At 47.2% G+C, this 19739-nt stretch carries 16 protein-coding genes, 1 tRNA gene and 1 pseudogene; 7 read left to right on the top strand and 11 right to left on the bottom strand.

The features are described from left to right. The first annotated feature begins 14 nt into the window (after nt 1-14). Genes modA through modC form a run of 3 tightly spaced genes read left to right on the top strand, consistent with a single transcriptional unit; the run spans nt 15 to nt 2616 of the window. Complete coding sequence (gene modA, locus N7386_RS03805) at nt 15-800, top strand: molybdate ABC transporter substrate-binding protein (protein WP_218738004.1); 786 nt, start codon at nt 15-17, stop codon at nt 798-800. Next, nucleotides 800-1537 carry a molybdate ABC transporter permease subunit gene (gene modB / locus N7386_RS03800; RefSeq protein WP_011625242.1) on the top strand — a complete coding sequence of 246 codons (738 nt, stop codon included), beginning with the start codon at nt 800-802 and terminating at the stop codon, nt 1535-1537. Before modA ends, modB begins: the two co-directional genes overlap by 1 nt. Next, complete coding sequence (modC, locus tag N7386_RS03795; RefSeq protein WP_279767105.1) at nt 1531-2616, top strand: molybdenum ABC transporter ATP-binding protein ModC; 1086 nt, start codon at nt 1531-1533, stop codon at nt 2614-2616. Before modB ends, modC begins: the two co-directional genes overlap by 7 nt. Before the next feature lie 72 nt (nt 2617-2688). Here the strand turns inward: modC and N7386_RS03790 are convergent. After that, nucleotides 2689-2775, bottom strand: a tRNA-Leu gene (locus N7386_RS03790). Between the two features lie 152 nt (nt 2776-2927). Next, nucleotides 2928-4518, bottom strand: a pseudogene (locus N7386_RS03785) (bacteriohemerythrin). A gap of 312 nt (nt 4519-4830) precedes the next feature. On the opposite strand from N7386_RS03785, the gene N7386_RS03775 reads away from it, so the two are divergent. Beyond that, nucleotides 4831-4962 (top strand): DUF3149 domain-containing protein, encoded by a 132-nt coding sequence (locus tag N7386_RS03775; protein ID WP_011715898.1) that lies wholly within the window; start codon nt 4831-4833, stop codon nt 4960-4962. Between the two features lie 113 nt (nt 4963-5075). Here the strand turns inward: N7386_RS03775 and N7386_RS03770 are convergent, their stop codons facing one another. After that, nucleotides 5076-5687 (bottom strand): superinfection exclusion B family protein, encoded by a 612-nt coding sequence (locus N7386_RS03770; protein ID WP_279767102.1) that lies wholly within the window; start codon nt 5685-5687, stop codon nt 5076-5078. A gap of 167 nt (nt 5688-5854) precedes the next feature. Between N7386_RS03770 and N7386_RS03765 the strand changes: the two genes are divergently transcribed. Beyond that, nucleotides 5855-7486 carry an ATP-binding protein gene (locus N7386_RS03765; protein WP_279767101.1) on the top strand — a complete coding sequence of 544 codons (1632 nt, stop codon included), beginning with the start codon at nt 5855-5857 and terminating at the stop codon, nt 7484-7486. A gap of 143 nt (nt 7487-7629) precedes the next feature. Here N7386_RS03765 and tcdA read toward each other — a convergent pair whose 3' ends face one another. Then, the gene (gene tcdA, locus N7386_RS03760; protein ID WP_279767100.1) at nt 7630-8463 is read right to left on the bottom strand and encodes a tRNA cyclic N6-threonylcarbamoyladenosine(37) synthase TcdA; all 834 of its coding nucleotides are present in this window, start codon (nt 8461-8463) and stop codon (nt 7630-7632) included. 416 nt (nt 8464-8879) lie between these two features. Here tcdA and N7386_RS03755 point away from each other — a divergent pair, with 416 nt between their 5' ends. Together N7386_RS03755 and N7386_RS03750 are read left to right on the top strand one after the other, a co-directional pair. Continuing rightward, nucleotides 8880-9944 carry a porin gene (locus N7386_RS03755; protein WP_279767099.1) on the top strand — a complete coding sequence of 355 codons (1065 nt, stop codon included), beginning with the start codon at nt 8880-8882 and terminating at the stop codon, nt 9942-9944. A 430-nt stretch (nt 9945-10374) separates the two neighbouring features. Next, nucleotides 10375-11454 (top strand): porin, encoded by a 1080-nt coding sequence (locus N7386_RS03750; RefSeq protein ID WP_011715893.1) that lies wholly within the window; start codon nt 10375-10377, stop codon nt 11452-11454. Nucleotides 11455-11625: 171 nt separating this feature from the next. On the opposite strand, the gene parC is transcribed toward N7386_RS03750, so the two are convergent. From parC to nudF, 7 genes are read right to left on the bottom strand one after another with little or no spacing between them, the layout of a single operon-like run. Next, the gene (gene parC / locus N7386_RS03745) at nt 11626-13902 is read right to left on the bottom strand and encodes a DNA topoisomerase IV subunit A (RefSeq protein ID WP_279767098.1); all 2277 of its coding nucleotides are present in this window, start codon (nt 13900-13902) and stop codon (nt 11626-11628) included. After that, nucleotides 13895-15070, bottom strand: coding sequence for a PQQ-dependent sugar dehydrogenase (locus tag N7386_RS03740; protein ID WP_279767097.1), 1176 nt, complete (start codon nt 15068-15070; stop codon nt 13895-13897). Before N7386_RS03740 ends, parC begins: the two co-directional genes overlap by 8 nt. A 52-nt stretch (nt 15071-15122) precedes the next feature. Next, nucleotides 15123-17009, bottom strand: a complete 1887-nt coding sequence (gene parE, locus N7386_RS03735) for a DNA topoisomerase IV subunit B (RefSeq protein WP_086901999.1) — start codon at nt 17007-17009, stop codon at nt 15123-15125. A 56-nt stretch (nt 17010-17065) separates the two neighbouring features. Next, a complete protein-coding gene (locus N7386_RS03730; protein WP_279767096.1) occupies nt 17066-17641 on the bottom strand; it encodes a YqiA/YcfP family alpha/beta fold hydrolase in 576 nt (191 codons plus the stop codon). Between the two features lie 26 nt (nt 17642-17667). After that, entirely contained in the window at nt 17668-18507 is an 840-nt protein-coding gene (gene cpdA / locus N7386_RS03725) for a 3',5'-cyclic-AMP phosphodiesterase (protein WP_279767095.1), read from the bottom strand. Nucleotides 18508-18522: 15 nt separating this feature from the next. Beyond that, nucleotides 18523-18963 carry a DUF1249 domain-containing protein gene (locus tag N7386_RS03720; protein WP_041417110.1) on the bottom strand — a complete coding sequence of 147 codons (441 nt, stop codon included), beginning with the start codon at nt 18961-18963 and terminating at the stop codon, nt 18523-18525. Between the two features lie 4 nt (nt 18964-18967). Continuing rightward, entirely contained in the window at nt 18968-19579 is a 612-nt protein-coding gene (nudF, locus tag N7386_RS03715; protein WP_011623974.1) for an ADP-ribose diphosphatase, read from the bottom strand. Nucleotides 19580-19739: the final 160 nt, after the last annotated feature.

The following is a 19739-nucleotide window of genomic DNA, read 5'->3' as shown; positions in this document are numbered from 1 at the left end:
CACGGAGGAACACCATGAGCTCGCTCAAACACTTTTTACGCTTTACCACAGCCTCAGTCGTTGGCTTAGCCCTCAGTTGCAGCATCAGCTTTGCCGCAGACCAAGAACAAGTGACGGTTTTTGCCGCCGCATCCCTCACGAATGCGCTTAATGAGATTGGCCAGCAGTACGAAAAGGAACATCAAACGAAAGTGATTTTCTCCTTCGCCTCCTCCTCAACGCTCGCTAAACAAATCGCTAATGGTGCGCCCGCCGATCTGTTTATCTCCGCCAACCAAAAATGGATGGATTACCTCGTCGAGGCCAAGGCGGTCAATGCCGATAGCCGTATTACCCTGTTAAAAAATACCTTAGTGCTGATTGCCGAAAAGAACAGCCCGGTAAACCAAGTGACACTGAACAGCGATTGGGATATTAAGGCCGCAGTCAATGGCAGCCGTTTAGCGGTGGGCGACCCTGACCATGTCCCAGCTGGACAATACGCCAAGCAAGCGCTTGAAAACCTGAATCTTTGGAAAACCGCAGAACCACTCCTAGCGAGAGCAAACAATGTCCGCGCCGCTCTAGCATTAGTGGAACAGGGCGAAGCCCCGCTCGGTATCGTTTACTCGACCGATGCCAAAGTCGCGCAAAAGATTAAAATTGTGGCGACCTTCCCCGCGACCAGCTATAGCCCGATTGAATATCCCAGCGCCTTGACTAAGCAGGAATCCACCGCCAGCGCTAAAGACTTTAATCAATACCTTCAAAGCTCAAGTGCAAAAGCAGTATTTGAAAAATATGGCTTTGGAGTGAACTAGTGCTGAGTGATGTTTTAGTAAGTGGCTCGCTGTTTGACGGGCCACTCCTCAGCGAATACGAAACCGCCGCGCTGCTGCTGAGCCTCAAAGTCTCGGCGGTTGCCGTGCTTGCCAGCTTACCCTTAGGCATTTTATGCGCTTGGTTGCTGGCACGCGTGGAGTTCCCCGGTAAGGCTATCTTTGACAGTCTCTTGCATCTCCCATTGGTGTTGCCGCCGGTGGTGGTGGGTTACCTACTACTCATCAGCATGGGGCGCCAGGGCGTCATCGGGCAGTGGCTATACAACTGGTTTGGGTTAAGTTTTAGCTTTAGCTGGCGCGGCGCGGCACTCGCCGCCGCAGTCGTCTCCTTTCCTTTAATGGTCAGAGCCATACGTCAATCCTTCGAAACCGTGGATATTCGCCTCGAACAGGCGGCGCGCACCTTAGGAAGCAGCCGCTGGCGGGTATTCCTAACCATCACCCTGCCACTCACCTCGCCCGGCATAGTCTCAGGAATGATCATCGCCTTTGCCCGCAGCCTTGGGGAATTTGGCTCGACCATCACCTTCGTCTCCAATATTCCCGGCGAAACTCGCACCATTCCGCTGGCCATGTATTCCTTTATCGAAACACCGGGAGCGGAATATCAGGCTATGCGCCTGTGTATCATCTCGATAGTGATAGCGCTGGCCTCCTTACTCGCCTCCCAATGGCTCACTAAAAAGGCCCTCAAAAGAACGGCAAGTGTATGTTAAACATCAATATTGAAAAACAACTCGGCCAACTACAACTCAAGGTGAACACCCAATTACCATTACAGGGCGTCACCGCCGTATTCGGCCGCTCGGGAGCGGGCAAAACCTCCTTAGTGAATTTACTCGGCGGATTAACCACACCGGATAAAGGCGAGATTAGCCTTGGCGACACACTATTGTTCAAGCATAAAACCGTTAATCTGCCCCCTGAAAAACGCCGAATTGGCTATGTATTTCAAGAAGCGAGGTTATTTCCCCATTACAGTGTGAAGGGCAATCTCACCTATGGGATGCGTCATAAAACGCCTGAATTGTTTGATAAAGTGGTCTCGCTACTGGGCATAGAAAAGCTCTTAAACCGCTATCCCAGCACGCTCTCCGGCGGCGAAAAACAACGGGTTGCCATTGGCCGTGCCCTACTCACCTCACCACAAATGCTGCTGATGGATGAGCCCTTAGCCTCCCTCGATTTACCACGAAAACGCGAATTGTTGCCTTACCTACAAACCCTAGCGCAGGAATTAAAGCTGCCGATCGTCTATGTGAGCCACAGCTTGGATGAAATCCTACAACTCGCCGACCATATGTTGGTGTTGCATCAAGGAAAAATGATCGCCCAGGGACCGCTAACACAGGTATGGAATAGTGAACAAATGCGTCCCTGGGTGCCATTGCAGGAACTGAGTTCATTGCTGAGTGCCAGAATCGCCGAAAGACATCCTGATTATCCAATGACAAGGCTGTTGATGGACGATGGCAATCAGCTCTGGGTCAGCGGCCAATTGCCCCCCACCCATAAGCAGTTAAAGGTGCGCATTCAAGCGAACCATGTTTCCGTTTGCACAGAGGAACCTAAAGGCTCGAGTATTCGTAACTTACTCAAAGGAAACATAAAAGAGCTCTACCCCAGCGATAATGGCGAGCAAATTCAACTTAAAATTGCCCTAGGTAAAGACGAACTCTGGGCCAACATCACCCCATGGGCTCGAGATGAGTTACAACTAACTCCCGGCAAAAATATCTATGCCCAAATCAAAGGCGTGACAATGACGCAAATGGATATTGCCGAATCCCACTGAGTTGAATATTTGGAGCAGATTTTAGACACAAAAAAAACGACTCTAGGTCGGTTTGTGTCCCTTTGGAAGGGATGGTACCAGAGGACGGACTCGAACCGTCACGCTTTTAAGGGCGGCGGATTTTGAATCCGCTGTGTCTACCGATTTCACCACTCTGGCATTATCAAAATTAGAGCTAACAAAAACAAGCAGCTGGCTCTAAGTGCTGGGAATTATACCTTTGCCTTTGACAATGGCAAGCCCTTTTCAGAGGCTGGGTGGCAAATTAGTTTTAACCGCTCAAAAATCCAACTCTGATAAACCAAGGCAGGTTATTCGGCGCCATGGGCGAGTAAAAATTGGGTGTATTCCTTATCGCTCTTTTGAATATGATTGACGAGCCAAGCTTTTAAAAATGCCATGAGTTCATCGGCTACATCTTCACCTCTAGCTACCCTCTTTTGAAAATCAAGCACTTGACCCACCAACTGAGCATGCTTTTCCTTGTGGGCCACGGTTTGGGGATAGCCAAAACGTGCAAACAATTCTTCTTCATAGGAGAAATGGTTCGCGGTGTAATCCACCAGCCCTTGGACGATACGCTTAATCGCCTCAAGCCCATATGCCTCACTTAACGTCCGGTGTAATTCATTGATTAATGAGACTAAGCGTTGGTGCTGACGGTTAATCTCTGGCATGCCAATATCAAGCTCAGGCCCCCATTTCACGAATAACTTACTTTGGGCTTGGCTGGAATTAAACATTTTGGCATCGACATGGAATCGATGCAGCAGGGAGCCAATTTCCTGCGACATGTTATACACCTTAAGACTGGATAAGTTGGTGTGGTTGGTATGGCGCGCATTTTTTAGGGCAAGATCGGCCATCACGCTGATATTTTTGTTAATTTCTTCGGCAACTGCATGTTGCTCTTCCGAAGCCGTTGCAATTTGGTGGGACATATCGGTAATGCTTTCAACCTGAGTCACTATGTCGCCGAGGGCTTGATGGGCTTGCTCCACCATCACGGCGGTTTCGTCGGCGATGGTGACATTCTTAAGCATCACTTCTACGCTCTGCTGTGCGCCCTTTTGCAACGTGGTAATCTGCTGTTGAATTTCAGCGGTAGCCTCTGAGGTACGTTTAGCTAAGTTACGTACTTCATCTGCGACAACCGCAAAGCCGCGACCATGTTCACCGGCCCGCGCACTCTCAATAGCCGCATTGAGTGCTAATAGGTTTGTTTGCTCCGCGACTTGAGAAATGGTTTCAATGATACTGCTAATGCTATTGGTATCGGCGGCAAGGTGTTCGATAACGCCTTTAGTTTGGTGAATTTGCGATTTCATATCGCTGATTTTATTAACGATAGTACCAATTAACTCATCACCGTGTTTCGCTGAGCCTTGGGCAATATCCGCCGCCCGCGCCGTACTGGCGGCATTTTGTGAGACTTCTTGTACGGTGGAGACCATCTGCGTCATAGCCGTTGCCGCTAACTCGGTTTGACGCTCCTGTTCGAGCACGCCCTGTTTTGCCTGTTCGCTGATCGCTTTAATATCGGTCGCGACTTTCTTCATCCACTCACTCGTATCGACGAGGGAGAGAATAGTGCGACTAACATCCTCACCCATGCGGTTGATACTGTGGACAACCGTGATAAACACACCCGCATCTTTCTCATCGAGCTGATAACTTAAATCCCCATCCCCCCAAATGATGGGCCGCACGCTCTAAGTGCCTTAAGTTTCGGATCAGCTTGTTAATGTTTAAAAAGAGAATCACGGCAAGGGCAATTAAACACAGCGCCGCAATCCAGTGGGCGCTGGTTGCTAAACAATAGAGTGGGTATAAGAGTAAGACCATGGGCGCAAAGATAATACCGTAGCCCATGCTGCCTTTTTGGACACTGATGCCAGCCATTCTTGTCTCCTTCAAAAATGCTATTTTGCTTGCGAGAACAAACTCGTTGGTAACCAACAGATCTTTGTATCATTTAATGATTTTTTCGTACTCGATACTCTTAAGACTAGTCGCGAATGAAACAAGAAACAAAGCCCGAAGGAATGACTTTAGCTGTATTTTACCAAGCGCTAAATTTGAGCCAGATCACAGGGTTAATCTGTAGTTACAACATTGTTTTAAGATGTCGATTTTTTATTGATCGAGATCAGTATTTACAACCGCTAAGGGCGCTAGTGTAAGGGGGACTTCACAGGAAAGAGGATTTCAATCATGGCATTTTGGTTAGATTTAATGTTCGGTAACCCAATTGGTTTACTCTCAATGATCGTTATCTTTAGCACTATAGGGATAATTTCTTATATCACTTGGATGTTCATTGTGAAGTCCGCGCAACAATCGTAGTTTTTGCTTCCAAATTGTTATTCTGTTCATTGTAAAAATTGCACGTTGTTATGGGGGTTAATCTAACCCCCATTTTTTGTGCCTGTGATTTCTGCTTTAGAGCACAACCCGCATTAAGCGGCGTGTTTACGGCTTTGCACTACCCCATTTAAGAACTGCGGACGCGCTTTAATCAAGTGCTGCATTTCTTCCTGGCTCAGCTCTCCTGCAGGTAAACGCAGTACGCCACGATTCAGATACATGCGTGCCTTCATCGAAATTTTATAATCCGCCGTAGGACCTTGGATCGCATAATGGCGCTCATTGCCTAAACATTCGAGGATGCAGGCATTCAGTAAGCTTTTTACTGCGGGTTCATTTTGCGGCAATGTCAAAATGGTGGCGCCCTGTAAAAAGAACTCCCGCAAGAGGGCTCGCTCGGCACGGTCCATCAGATTGACCTTAGCCTCAATCGTTTCCGTCACGCGTTTATCACTTAAATGACGAATCGACTCATCTAAGCCAAGGTTTAATAACTGCGTTAAGAAATAAGCAATTGAAATGATCAGTCCTAGGCCAACGAAATGGGCATGCTCGGGGACGAATTTATCCAGTGCCAACAAGGCGAGCACATTCGATGGGATCGCCAATAACACAGCGCAGCTGACCATTAGCCATAACATGACTCGAAACATCATCTTTTTAGGGCTAAACAATTTCACTGAATCCAGTTTGAGTTTAATCATAATGTTATCCCAGCGACAAAAAATTGAACTTAGACGGCATCAAGCAAGTTTGATGCCACTGTATCAGTCAAAATTGCGGGATATTTCATGGGGATAAAATGCACAATCTAGATGCTTGAGTCTATGCTTATAAGCATCCAACTCGCTATCAGATAAAGACTATTTAGATGCTGACATTCTTTAGTCAATTTATTAAAAGCCCGATAGGCAGGCATCTTACCTTGTCTATCGTGCTGTTCAGCTCTCTGATTACCTTAATGACAACCGCCTACCAACTGATCAGCGACTACCGCGGCGATGTCACTCGCATCGACCGTGTATTCTCCAATATTGAAAAAGCGAACCTCGATGTCCTCGCCGCCAGCATTTGGGTTATCGATGAAAGACTGATTAATACTCAACTGAATGGCCTTATCCAACTACCTGATATCAATTACATTTCAATCAAAGATGATAGTGGTCAGTCATGGAATTCTGGCGAGCAAAAGCAAAACCACACGCTCAGTAAAACCTTTACTCTGGTGTATAAGTCGCCCACGGATAATATCAATGTCGGCAGTTTAGAAGTGCAAGTGGATATGGATGCTATCTATCAACGTCTCTACGATAAAGCGATCCTCATTCTGCTCTCCAATGGCATTAAAACCTTCTTAGTCGCGGGATTTATCCTGTTTCTCGTCTGGTACAACATCACTAAACATCTCGACAAACTGAGCAATTACTGCAAACGCATCGACTTAGATACCGACTTTGAACCACTACAATTTGAACGTAAAGACAAGGTCGATGAGTTTAAGCAAGTCGCCGATGCCATCAACAGCATGCAGGATCAGCTTCGCAGCTCCTTTGAGGCACTGAAAAACTCTAAAGCCGAACTGCAAACCGCCTTAGAAGACAGAGAACGGTTGCTGAAACTCGAACGGAGTTATAAGGAAGAGCTCGCAAGACAGGTCAAAGAAAGAACCCAAGAATTAGAGCAGTCATTAACGGCGCTAAAACGGGCGCAGCAAGTATTAGTCGAGCAGGAAAAAATGGCCGCCTTGGGTGGGCTCGTCTCTGGGGTTGCCCATGAGATCAATACGCCGATCGGCATTTGTTTGACGGCGGCTAGCACTCAACTAAACCATATCGAAGAGCTGATTGACCTCATTCACAGCGAACACGCCACCCTCGACGAAATCAACGCCATCTTAGATGAGTATCAAGAAAGCTGTGAGCTTATCGTCCGTAATATCACCAAAGCCAGCAGCCTGATCCAAAAATTTAAAACGATCGCCATCGATCGTAGTCACGAAGAACATCAATGTATTAATCTGCAAAGCCAGCTTAAGGAGATCCTAGAATCGACCTTAATCATGTATCCCAAGGTCAGCGTACAAACCCAGCTACAGGTTACGCCAACACTCAATATCCAGACCAATGTCAGCCTGCTCAATCAAATCGTCAGTAATATTCTCTCCAACGCCTTCACCCATGCCTTCCAGGATAGACAGAATAACCAAATTCAGATCACAGCGAATTTAGAGCAAGACTATGTCAATATCAGCATTGAAAACAATGGTATCGCCATCCCCCCCGAAGTGGCAGAGCATATGTTTGAACCCTTTTTCACCACCAACAGGAGTAAAGGTGGCACAGGCTTAGGCTTATCCGCCGCCTTTAATGCCGCCACACTGCTAAAGGGCACCATGAACTACCAAGCAGACTCGGCACTGGGAGGCGCTAAATTCAATATTCGTATTCCCCTTACCCAGTGTGATGCGCCTAAACTGACCACACACCATGACTTTACAATTTGATGGTGCGCTTGATAACGAGTTTGATCGCAAGTGGCGTGAGTGGAAGGCGAGTCAAGCAAACACTGGTGCCACTAAACAAAAATCCACAGCATTGGCTGTGGATTTAGTTTTTAACCTTGAGACTTTATCTTATCGATTACCGCTTATTCACTCGCAGCTGGTTCATTTGCAACGGGTTCATTTGCAATTTGAGCGAGCCTAGCAAGTACCCGACTGGCCGCCACAAAGCCAAAAGTCCCAGTCACCATAGTGACGGCGCCAAAGCCAGAGGCACAATCCATGCGCATAGAACCATCGGCCGTCGCTTTGCTGCTACACACGGAGCCATCGGCTTGAGGATAAACTAATTGCTCACTGGAAAACACTGCATCGACGGCAAAACGGCGCTGCACATTTTTGGAAAAGTTATATTCGCGGCGCAAAATATTACGCACTTTGGCCAGTAAAGGATCTTGGTAGGTTTTAGCCAGATCGGTAAGCTGGATCTGTGTTGGATCGGTTTGGCCACCCGCGCCGCCAACGGTCACAATCTTAATTTTTTGGCGTTTACACCAAGCAATCAGCGCCGCCTTTTGCTTAACCGCATCAATACAATCCACTACATAATCAATATTGCCACCCGCCTTGGCCCCAAGCAAATACTCGCCAAGGTTATCGACCGTAATAAAGTCTTCCACTTCATTGATTTGACAATCGGGATTGATCGCACGGATCCGCTGCGCCATCACAGCCACTTTAGACTCGCCAATCGTCGATGACAGAGCATGAATTTGACGGTTCGTGTTCGTTACACAGATATCATCCAAATCAATCAGGGTAATTTGGCCAATACCACTGCGTGCCAACGCCTCCGCCGCCCATGTGCCAACGCCGCCAATGCCAATCACCACCACATGGGAGGCGGCAAATTTAGCGAGCGCCTTTTGCCCGTACAAGCGGCCAATGCCACTAAAGCGATTCTGATAGGCTTCAGTCATCAATACTTACCTTATATCTAACTAACAATGGCCACCTTAGAGGATGTAAAAGACAATCTACAGCAGCGTAACGCAATAAAAATGCGCCGTGGATTTTATACGATTTGGGCCAAAAACCGAAATCTATCTCGACCTAGGTGTGCCAAGTTGCACTCAGATACAAAAGTGCGGCAAATGTAGTGATTGGCACTTTCCTGAATCATAGGCTCATATATTAGGTAAACTCAGATTAAAAGTTCGTTTTAACCTTGTAAAACATAGTGTTAAAAACAGAGCCATTTCAACATCAAGTGATCAAGATCACATTTTTAATTCGTTTGCCTGTCACACTGCGCAGCACCAAAGCTCCACACTCCGCAGTAAAAAGAGATAACTCTTGCTGCATAAAATAATGATATAAGTACAGGAAAATGAAGATGAAAAAGAATCTGCTCACTACAGCGATTGCCGCTAGTCTCGCATTTTGCTCATTTAACTCACTGGCCGATGGCCCTGAATTTTACGGCCATGTCGACCTGAGTATCACCGACTCAGAAAAAGGTTACGCCACTCAAAATCAGAAAGATGGCACAGTACTCGAAAACAACTTTTCTTGGGTGGGTGTCAAAGGCTCTGAAAGCGTAAGCCCTTACTTTGATATCATCTATCAAATGGAATTTGGCGTAGAAAATTTTGATAACTCGAATAAAACCTTCAATGCACGTAATACCTTCCTTGGGGTGAGAAGCGTTGCGGGTACCGTTTTAGCGGGCCGTAACGATACGGTATTTAAAGCGTCCGAAGGCGGTTTTGATTTGTTTGGCAACACCAACGCCGACATCGACCTGTTATTGGCAGGCCAAACGCGCTCAGCCGATGGCATTTCCTATTATTCGCCTAAGATCGCCGATCTTATCACCCTCAACGCCACCTATCTGATGAGTGACAACTACGATCAACGCGATAGCCAAGGCAACGAAGTTTATAACCAAGATCAAATGTATGCCTTAAGCACCACTTTAGGCGACAAGACCTTTAAAACCCATAATTACTATGTTGCGGCGGCCTATAACGATGGCATCGAAAATATCGAAGCCTACCGTGGTGTTGCCCAAGCAAAATTTGGCGATTTCCTCTTTGGTGCCATTTATCAGCACAGCGAGCATATTGACGACAGATTCTCAAATCTCTCGGGTGAGACCTATTTTGTCAATGCTGCTTATCTGATGGATAATTTGAAACTCAAGCTGGTTTACGGCAAAGATGACTCTGGTTTAGGCAAATATGTCAGCCGTTTTGTCGGCAGCCAAGACAGCGGTAACCTCGAACAAGTGAGTGATGTCGACCTTCAACAGCTCACAGTAGGCGCAGATTACCGACTTAGCACTAAGACTATGGTCTATGGTCACTACACTCGCTTCGACGGCGACCTTATGCTAGCAGGTACAAAACAAGACCTAGACGACAACGTGTTTACTGTAGGTTTACGTATTGATTTTTAATAGTATTATTCTAATTCGAAACAGATAATATTTGATAAAAAAGCGGCTTTGGCCGCTTTTTTATTGTATCTCATACTAAATAGCATTCTCCCACCCCATTTATGACAAACTTGCGACAACATTAGTATATGCTACAGTTAGCCTCGCCGACTCACTTAAGCCACAGCGCTTTACCTACCTCTTTAGTAGTAAGTGAAAAATACTGTTTTACCACTTTCACTCCAATTTGCGGTTGAGATATAAGGAAATATCCTAAAAAACCCCGAATATGGACAAGGAGAGCCAAAAACATGATCTGCAACACAGCCTGCAAGTCGTAAAACTGTAAAAATCGGCGGCAACTTTGTTACCGATTCCAGTAACAAATGTGTTAAACCACACAAAAACCATGAAAAATGGAAAAGAACTTAGGTTCGAGGGAGCACAAAACATGAAAAAGACATTCATCTCTGCATCAGTTGCATCAGTATTAGCGCTGGCTTCATTCGGTGCGCTAGCCGAAGGCCCAAGCTTCTACGGTCGTTTAGAGCTTGCTGTAACTAATACTGAAACAGGTGCAACTCTACAATCTGGCACAAACGGCTTAAACTCAAACTATGCCGATGAGAATAACGCTGGTACCTATTTAGAAAACAACTTCTCTTTATTAGGTGTTAAAGGTACTGAGAAGATTGCTGATGGCTATGACGTTGTTTATCAAATGGAATTCCAAGTTGAAAGCACTTCTGGCTCAGGTGACGTGTTCAAAGCTCGTAACACTTACTTAGGTTTAAAAACCAATGCAGGTACTGTATTAGTCGGTCGTAATGACACAGTATTCAAGCAAGCTGAAGGCGGCGTAGATATTTTCGGTAACACCAACGCGGATATCGACCGTTTAGTTAGCGCTCAAACTCGTAGTGCCGATGGTGTATGGTACTTCTCACCTAAACTCGGTGGTTTAGTGACATTAAATGCTAACTACCTGTTCGATGATAACAACGATGAAAAAATAGACGGAAAACCTGCTCCAGATACCAATGAAAGCTTATACGCTCTGAGTGCAACTCTAGGTGATAGTAAGTTCAAAGAGCAAAACTACTATGTAGCTGTTGCTTACAACAAAGGTATCGCTGGTGTTGATGCATACCGTGGTGTAGCCCAGGCTAAATTAGGTCAGTTCAAACTCGGTGGTTTATTCCAAAACTCTGAAAGCGTAACTGATAGCGCTATCGACGGTAACACTTACTTCGTGAACGTATCTTACGATCTGAACGGTGTGAACCTGAAAGCTGAATACGGCTACGATGAAGCTGGTTTCGGTAAATATTACAGCACGTTAGGCAAAGCAGGTGCTGACGATATTAGCGTAAACAATATCAACGTTGGCGCTGACTACCGTTTATCCAAATCAACTATGGTGTATGGCCAGTACTCAATGTACAAAGGCGACTATAAAGACACTACTGGCGCTAAAATCGACTTACAAGACGACAACGTATTCTCTGTAGGTGTACGTTACGACTTCTAATATCCTTCTTAAAAGATATTAGCGAAAAAACCTACCGCTTGCGGTAGGTTTTTTTATACCTCAAATTTAGTACAAAGTACTGAGTGATTGTCATAAAAAAGCCACTCAAGTGACACTTGAGTGGCTTTTATTAACTTGTTGCGACTAACTTTACGCAAGCTCAAATGAGCGTTAAATGCTAGGTAAAACCTCTGCACCTTCGCCTAATTCAACACTATCAACACGTTGTAACCCGCGTGGTAACTTGGCGCCGCGGCGGCCACGTTCACCCCGATAATGCTCTAAATCGCTCGGTTTTAAGGTGAGTTTACGCTTACCCGCCCATAAGGTGACCGAAGTGTCTGTTGGCACAAGTTGTAAGTGGGTCATCAACTCTTCACGATTCTTAGCGCGCTCACTCGGAATACCGATAATCTTGTTACCCTTACCCTTAGACAACTGTGGTAATGCTTCCAATGAAAACAGTAACATACGCCCTTCATTGGTAATGGCAAGAATCGACATCTCGCGATTGCGGTCAATCGGTCTAGGTGGCAAGGACTTGGCATTCGGCGGTAAACTTAACAGGGCTTTACCCGCCTTGTTACGTGACACCATATCGTTATAAGTACAGATAAAACCGTAACCTGCATCGGTGGCGAGCAGGAAACATTGCTCGTCTTCACCCAAAATCACATGCTGCATGGTTTCACCCGGCGCCATATTAAAGCGCGTGGTGATGGGCTCGCCTTGGCTCCTCGCCGATGGCAGGCTGTGACTGTCGGTCGCAAAGGCGCGTCCCGATGAATCAATAAATACCGCCGCTTGGTTACTGCGCCCCATCGCACTGCATAGATATTGATCCCCCGCCTTATAGGACAAAGACTCGGCGTCAATATCATGGCCCTTAGCGCAACGCACCCAGCCTTTTTCAGATAACACCACAGTCACTGGCTCGCTCGGCGTCAGCTCCTGCTCGGTTAAGGCGCGGGACTCATGGCGCTCAACAATCGGTGAGCGGCGATCGTCGCCATAGGTTTCGCCATCTTGAATTAATTCTTTCTTGATCAAGGTTTTTAAGCGGCGATCTGAGCTTAATAACTGCTCTAATTTCTCACGCTCGGCCTCAAGCTCATCCTGCTCGGCCTTGATTTTAAACTCTTCTAACTTGGCTAAATGACGTAACTTTAACTCGAGGATGGCTTCGGCTTGCCTATCCGTCAGGTTAAAACGCGCCATTAACTCGGCCTTTGGCTCATCGTGGAAGCGAATGATTTCAATCACTTCATCGATATTGAGGAAAGCTATCATCAAGGCTTCGAGGATATGTAACCTTGCTAAGACTTTATCGAGGCGATACTCGAGACGACGTCTTACGGTATCGACACGGAACTCTAACCATTCGGTTAATAGCTCTTTTAATCCTTTGACGCGTGGACGACCATCTAAGCCCAAGACGTTCAGGTTTACCCTAAAGCTTTTCTCGAGATCTGTAGTCGCAAACAAGTGCGCCATCAGTTGATCGCAATCGACGCGATTTGAACGCGGCACCACCACTAGTCGCACAGGGTTTTCGTGGTCAGACTCATCACGTAAGTCCGCCACCATAGGCAGCTTTTTCGCCTGCATCTGGGCGGCGATCTGCTCCAAAATTTTGCCGCTACTGGCTTGGTGCGGCAGCGCGGTGATCACTATCTCTCCGGCATCGACGCTATACACGGCGCGAGCCTTTAAGGAACCGCGACCGGTTTCATAGACTTTGGCAATGTCGGCCGCTGGCGTGATGATCTCGGCCTCGGTCGGATAATCCGGTCCTGGCACATAACCCATCAACTGTTCAAGTTCGAGTTTAGGATCGTCAAGCAGCGCCACACAGGCATTGACTAACTCTCTGGCGTTATGGGGCGGAATATCCGTTGCCATACCGACAGCGATACCCGTGATGCCATTGAGTAAAATATGCGGTAAACGTGCGGGCAGCACTTTAGGCTCTTTCAAGGTGCCATCGAAGTTAGCGCCCCATTCGACCGTACCTTGTCCCAGCTCAGACAATAATACTTCGGAGAACTTAGACAGGCGCGCCTCGGTATAACGCATCGCGGCGAAGGACTTAGGATCATCTGGCGCACCCCAGTTGCCTTGACCATCGACTAGCGGATAACGGTAAGAAAATGGCTGCGCCATCAGCACCATAGCCTCATAACACGCGCTGTCGCCATGGGGATGGTACTTACCTAATACGTCACCGACGGTACGGGCTGATTTTTTATGTTTTGACTGAGCCGATAACCCGAGCTCACTCATGGCATAAATAATCCGCCGCTGCACCGGCTTAAGCCCGTCACCAATATGGGGCAAGGCTCGGTCCATGATGACGTACATGGAATAGTTCAGATAAGCTTCTTCGGTAAAGCGCCGCAGGGGCATCTGCTCTACGCCATCTAAGCTTAACTTGATCGCGTCACTCATTTTCTTCTAGTTCCTGTGGTTCTTCAGTATTATCGCCATCCTTATAGAACAGCCGATACAGGTTACCTTTCAAATCATCCGAGATGTACATTGCGCCATCTTCCCCCGATAACAAGGCATAGGGACGGGCAACGGGAAACTCGCCATCAAGAAAACTCACTACGGTTTCTCGGCTGACAACTTGCTCATTCTCGAGTTTCAACATGACGATCTGATAACCCACTTTGCTTGAACGGTTCCAAGAACCATTTTCAGCAACAAACAATTGATTATGGTAGATCTCAGGGAATTGCTTACCACGGTAAAACGCGAGGCCCGTCGGTGCAACATGGGCTGGCAGTTCATACACTGGGACGGTAATTTTTAAATTCTTAGGTTTTTCGTAGGCAGGCTCGACCACAGACGAAGCGTGCAAATACGGGAAACCATAATGGCTGCCAATCACATCGACCCGGTTGATTTCATCGGGCGGTAAATTATCCCCCATCCAATCACGGCCTTGGTCGGCAAACCATAACTTGCCATCTTGGGGAGACCAGTCAAATCCGGTCGCATCACGTACGCCTAGAGCAATCTGCTCACTTGCTCCAGTATCGACATTAATCGCAATTATGCTGCTGTAGGGCGCACTCGCCTCACACACGTTGCACGGGGCACCGATGGAAACATACAAGCGGCCATCGGGGCCAAAATTCATCGCTCGGGCACTTTTCTTATCAGATTCTGGCAGATCGCTGTAGATCTCTTTCGGGCGAGTCGGACGGCGCAAGCGCTGCTCGATATCAATAAAACGTACGATACGGTTTTCGGTTGCAACAAAAAGATCGCCATTATGGAAGGCTATCGCGTCGGGGGATTCGAGCCCTTTCGCAATCACATAACGTTTGTCGACACGACCATCTTGGTTGCTATCAACGAGCGCATGCACTGTGCCACTCTTATTGGAACCCACAAATAGCGTGCCATTTGAGCCCATGGCAATCTGTTTTGCATCCCCGAGATCGGAGGCATAAAGGGATAAACCAAATCCCTTCGACACGGTAATCATGATCGACTGAGACCCCGCTATCGCCGTCTGACTTGTAAATAACGCCAGACTCGCCAGTAGGGTCCCGAAGGCAGAGAACACCCTTAAATATTTATAATTATTAGTTTTTATATACAACATGGTAATTTTCTTTATGCCTAAGTTTTATTGTTATCGGCAATAGTGCACAACATTAAAGTACCGCCATGTCACCCTTATCCTCGAGCCAAGTTTTACGATCGGGCGAACGTTTCTTAGCCAGCAACATATCCATCAGGGAGTCAGTTTCTTCTACATCATCAATGGTTAACTGAACTAAACGGCGAGTGTTTGGATCCATAGTCGTTTCACGCAATTGCAGCGGGTTCATCTCACCCAGACCTTTAAAGCGTGTAACTTGGACCTTACCCTTTTTATTCTCGGCAGTAATACGGTCGAGAATACCTTCTTTTTCAGCCTCATCTAAGGCGTAGTAAACATCCTTACCTATATCGATACGGAACAGCGGTGGCATAGCGATATATACATGGCCCTGTTCGACCAGCACACGGTAATGTTTCAGAAACAGAGCGCAGAGTAAAGTTGCAATATGTAGCCCGTCGGAGTCCGCGTCGGCGAGAATACAAATCTTGCCATATCTTAACTCGGAGATATCGTTGCTGTCGGGATCGCAACCAATCGCCACCGAGATATCGTGCACTTCCTGCGAGGCCAACACCTGCGAGGCATCGACCTCCCAAGTGTTTAGGATTTTACCACGCAGCGGCATAATGGCTTGGAACTCACGGTCACGTGCCTGCTTAGCACTGCCACCCGCAGAATCCCCTTCCACTAAGAAGAGTTCGCCGCGCATCGGATCTTGGCCGCTACAGTCGGTCAATTTACCCGGTAATGCCGGGCCAGAAGTGACTTTTTTACGGGCGACTTTTTTTGCAGCTTTTAAGCGGCGCTGGGCGTTGTTGATACACATTTCCGCCAGCGACTCGGCCAATTCGGTATTCGAGTTAAGCCACAACGAAAACGCGTCACGCACAATGCCAGAAACAAAGGCTGAGCTTTGACGGCTCGAGAGTTTCTCTTTGGTTTGGCCGGCAAACTGCGGATCTTGCATCTTCACCGAGAGAATGAAGGCAGCGCGATCCCAAATATCCTCAGGCGACAACTTGATACCGCGGGGGATAAGATTGCGAAACTCGCAAAACTCCCGCATCGACTCCAGCAAACCTTGGCGGAAACCATTCACGTGGGTTCCACCCAATGGCGTTGGGATCAAGTTAACATAGCTTTCGTTAATCGCATCGCCACCTTCGGGCAGCCAAGTAATGGCCCAATCCGCGGCTTCAATTTGTCCTTTAAAGCTGCCAATAAAAGGCTCTTCTGGCAGCATGAGGTTATCGCCAACCGCCGCCTTGAGATAATCCGTTAAACCACTCTCGTAGTACCATTCATGGACTTCGTTGGTGTGTTTATTGGTAAATTTGATCCTCAGGCCCGGGCACAACACGGCCTTGGCGCGCAGCAAATAGATGAGTTTGGAGTTGGAGAAATTCGCCGAATCAAAATAACTGGCGTCGGGCCAGAAATGTACTCGAGTACCAGTATTGCGACGACCACAAGTACCAGTGACTTTTAACTCTTCAACCTTAAAGCCATTTTCAAAAGCGATATCATACACTTGGCCATCACGGCGTACCGTCACTTCGACGCGACGAGACAGGGCGTTAACCACCGAAATCCCCACACCGTGCAAACCACCGGAGAATTGGTAATTCTTATTCGAAAATTTACCGCCCGCATGCAGTTTAGTGAGGATAAGCTCGACCCCAGGAATGCCTTCTTCAGGGTGAATATCTACCGGCATCCCCCGACCATCGTCGGTGACTTCCAGAGAGTTATCAGTATGGAGCACAACTTCGATTTTAGTGGCGTGGCCCGCTAAAGCCTCGTCCACACTGTTATCTATGACCTCTTGGCCTAAGTGGTTAGGTCGGGTGGTATCGGTATACATACCTGGACGGCGTTTAACTGGGTCGAGTCCGTTAAGAACTTCAATGGCGTCAGAGGTGTATTGATTCGTCATAGTGTACGCTATAAGTTGTTATATCCGGCCATGTTGCGGCTCTGGATGACTATTTGTCAAGGTAAGTGTAAAAATTGGCTTACAGTTTGCAGATATCGCTCATAACCCACAAAACTGTGATCGCCACCGGCTTCGATCCGTAATTGGCAATGGTGATACTTATGCAGTGCTTCACGATAATCCAGCACTTCATCGCCCGTTTGCAATAGTACCAAAAAACGATCGGGATTGCGGATAACAGCCGTATTAAATTCAGCCACTTCCTGCTTATGCTCCGGCAATACCTGATAGTGCTCTTCGGTATAAGGGTTAAATTGCGGCCCCATAAACTCATCAAACAGCTCAAAGGGCTTGACGGCCGGATTCACCAACACAGCACGGCCACCATAGTGCTCTGCCAAGTAACTGGCAAAATATCCCCCCAAGGATGAGCCGATAAAGCTCAGTGGCTCGCCCGCTTGCTTGGCAGCCTCAACATATTGCAGCAGCAAGGCCATGGCGGCCTTGGGAGTATTGGGTAATTGCGGTTGATGGAATGCTAAGGAAGGGTGATGCTCGGCCATATATTGCGCCGTCATCACCGCTTTATCGGAGAAAGGTGAACTGTTGAATCCGTGAATATAGAGCAGCATAGTTCCTCAAGCTGCGGTCACTCGCGTTAATAACCGCTGGAATCTTTATCGGGGGAAAACAGATTTCCCGGCACGCGATACACATTAGTGCAGATGCTACCATCGGCCTTCAGCTCCAGCAAACGATAACCGGGTTGCAGTCCATCGAGGGCAAAATAAGGCGATTGCGGTTTAAACTGAATACAAGTGGAAGGCGTTGCCATTAATTGCAGCGCGCCATGGGGACCATCGTAATCGATATCCAACTGTTGATGCACATGTCCCCAGAGTAACCCTTTAACCTGCGGGTATTGGGCGACACGTCTGAGAAACTCAGTGCCGTTATCCATGCAATGTTGGTCTAACCACGCGCAATTCACCAAAATAGGGTTGTGGTGCATCACCAGTAAGGTATGGCGGTCTGGATGTGCGGCTATGGCCTGTTCAATGAGTTCGAATTGACTCTCGGCCATATTGCCGCCGGGCTTTCCCCGAACGGTGGAGTCCAGCATCAAGATTTGCCATTTTCCGACCAAGATACGCTGCTGACCGAAAATCCGCTCACCCTGCATATGCAAAAACATAATCCGCGGATCATCATGATTACCCGGAAGATAATGACAAGGTAAATTGAGTGGCGCTACAGCGGCCACGAATTGACGATAGGATTCGGGGGAATAATCTTGGCTTAAATCGCCCGTGGCTAACATCAGATGCGCTGGATAGTCGACAGCACGAATCGTATTAAGCACAGCAGCAAAACTTTTACTGGTGTTGACCCCTAATAACTGAGCCTCAGGATCGGCAAAAAGGTGCGGATCAGTGACTTGCACTATGCGCACACTTTCTTCTTCAGCTATGGAGTAAGAGACAGCCTCTTTCAGCACATTGAATACCCAATTCTAAGATTGACACACCAAACGTTGTTGGCAGCCAATCTTCAATAACTCCCCCAGGAATGCATTAACCTGGTACTTTTCATCGCTATGATACATGCGTAAATTGGGATAATCATACACTGGGCGCAATTGGTAAATCTGTTGACCAGTTAACACTTCTGCTAATTTAGCATCATGATAAATTCTAACTAACACCTTGGGAGTATTAATAAACTCCATGATTTTAACTGGTCGTGAGATCTCAACTAATTGAGTGTATTTGGTATTTTCTAAAATACGGATTACTAATACACCCGCTTCACCTTCGAGTTGCCAAGACTGCCCTACCTCAATATCGAGCGGTAACCACTTCTGCATATAGCCGTAGTTACGCCCGCATAGCGCTAAAAAGTCGCTCACGTTAGGTTGGTAGCGCGGTTTTCGGTGCGATGTTGAAGTAGCCAAACCTTTATCCAACTTTAACCAGTTGCTGATAGTTTAATTGCAACCACTGCAATCCAATTACGGTCGAAGCATTGTCTATTGCCCCGTTGACGACCTCATTATAGGCATCCTCACGGTCTAACACATGCAATCGAATATCTTCGTGTTCGTCAGCTAATCCGTGCAGACCTTGCGCCTGGGATGAATCCACCTCGGCCCAATAGAAATAGAAACGTTCCGTACTGCCACCTGGACTTGCCAAATAACTATTCACAAAATGCATATTGCGAGCGGTTAAGCCTGTTTCTTCGAGCAGTTCGCGGTGTGCGACGTCCTGTGGCGTTTCGTCGGGCGCAATCATACCCGCGACCAACTCCATTAGCCAAGGAGATTTAGAGGTCGCTAATGCAGGAAAACGAATTTGTTCAATCAAAACAATCTTGTCACGCGCAACATCATAGGGAAGAACCACCACAGCATGGCCACGTTCAAACACTTCACGGGTCACAGGTTGGCTCCAACCACCAGCAAAAAGCTTATGCTTGAAAGTAAACTGCTCCAAGGCAAAAAAGCCCTGATACAGCGACTTTGTCTCGAGAATTTCAACATCTGTTTTCGAAAAACCAGCAGGCTTCATATTTCAATCCTTAACCGTTAAATTTTCGCCTATTATCAAGGCAATTTGGCGCATTTTTAAAATAAAATCTGTTACACTTCGCAGTTGACTTGAACGTGTGGGAGTTTTTAGACTCTACGACATTAAGTTTTAGCTGTATCGGGAAGCGTCGGGAAGCGCA

Origin of the sequence: Shewanella sp. GD04112, assembly GCF_029835735.1 — a bacterium.
Taxonomy (GTDB): Bacteria; Pseudomonadota; Gammaproteobacteria; order Enterobacterales; family Shewanellaceae; genus Shewanella.
The sequence above is the reverse complement of the archived record's forward strand: the minus strand, read 5'-3'. Positions and strand labels throughout refer to the sequence as shown.

What these genes read in the sequence shown, in the direction of transcription:
- parE (WP_086901999.1), bottom strand. Translation starts at nt 17,009, where the DNA reads ATGACGAATCAATACACCTCTGACGCCATTGAAGTTCTTAACGGACTC.
- modC (WP_279767105.1), top strand. Translation starts at nt 1,531, where the DNA reads ATGTTAAACATCAATATTGAAAAACAACTCGGCCAACTACAACTCAAG.
- modA (WP_218738004.1), top strand. Translation starts at nt 15, where the DNA reads ATGAGCTCGCTCAAACACTTTTTACGCTTTACCACAGCCTCAGTCGTT.
- tcdA (WP_279767100.1), bottom strand. Translation starts at nt 8,463, where the DNA reads ATGACTGAAGCCTATCAGAATCGCTTTAGTGGCATTGGCCGCTTGTAC.
- parC (WP_279767098.1), bottom strand. Translation starts at nt 13,902, where the DNA reads ATGAGTGACGCGATCAAGTTAAGCTTAGATGGCGTAGAGCAGATGCCC.
- N7386_RS03770 (WP_279767102.1), bottom strand. Translation starts at nt 5,687, where the DNA reads ATGATTAAACTCAAACTGGATTCAGTGAAATTGTTTAGCCCTAAAAAG.
- N7386_RS03730 (WP_279767096.1), bottom strand. Translation starts at nt 17,641, where the DNA reads ATGCTGCTCTATATTCACGGATTCAACAGTTCACCTTTCTCCGATAAA.
- N7386_RS03765 (WP_279767101.1), top strand. Translation starts at nt 5,855, where the DNA reads ATGCTGACATTCTTTAGTCAATTTATTAAAAGCCCGATAGGCAGGCAT.
- N7386_RS03775 (WP_011715898.1), top strand. Translation starts at nt 4,831, where the DNA reads ATGGCATTTTGGTTAGATTTAATGTTCGGTAACCCAATTGGTTTACTC.
- N7386_RS03740 (WP_279767097.1), bottom strand. Translation starts at nt 15,070, where the DNA reads ATGTTGTATATAAAAACTAATAATTATAAATATTTAAGGGTGTTCTCT.
- nudF (WP_011623974.1), bottom strand. Translation starts at nt 19,579, where the DNA reads ATGAAGCCTGCTGGTTTTTCGAAAACAGATGTTGAAATTCTCGAGACA.
- N7386_RS03755 (WP_279767099.1), top strand. Translation starts at nt 8,880, where the DNA reads ATGAAAAAGAATCTGCTCACTACAGCGATTGCCGCTAGTCTCGCATTT.
- N7386_RS03750 (WP_011715893.1), top strand. Translation starts at nt 10,375, where the DNA reads ATGAAAAAGACATTCATCTCTGCATCAGTTGCATCAGTATTAGCGCTG.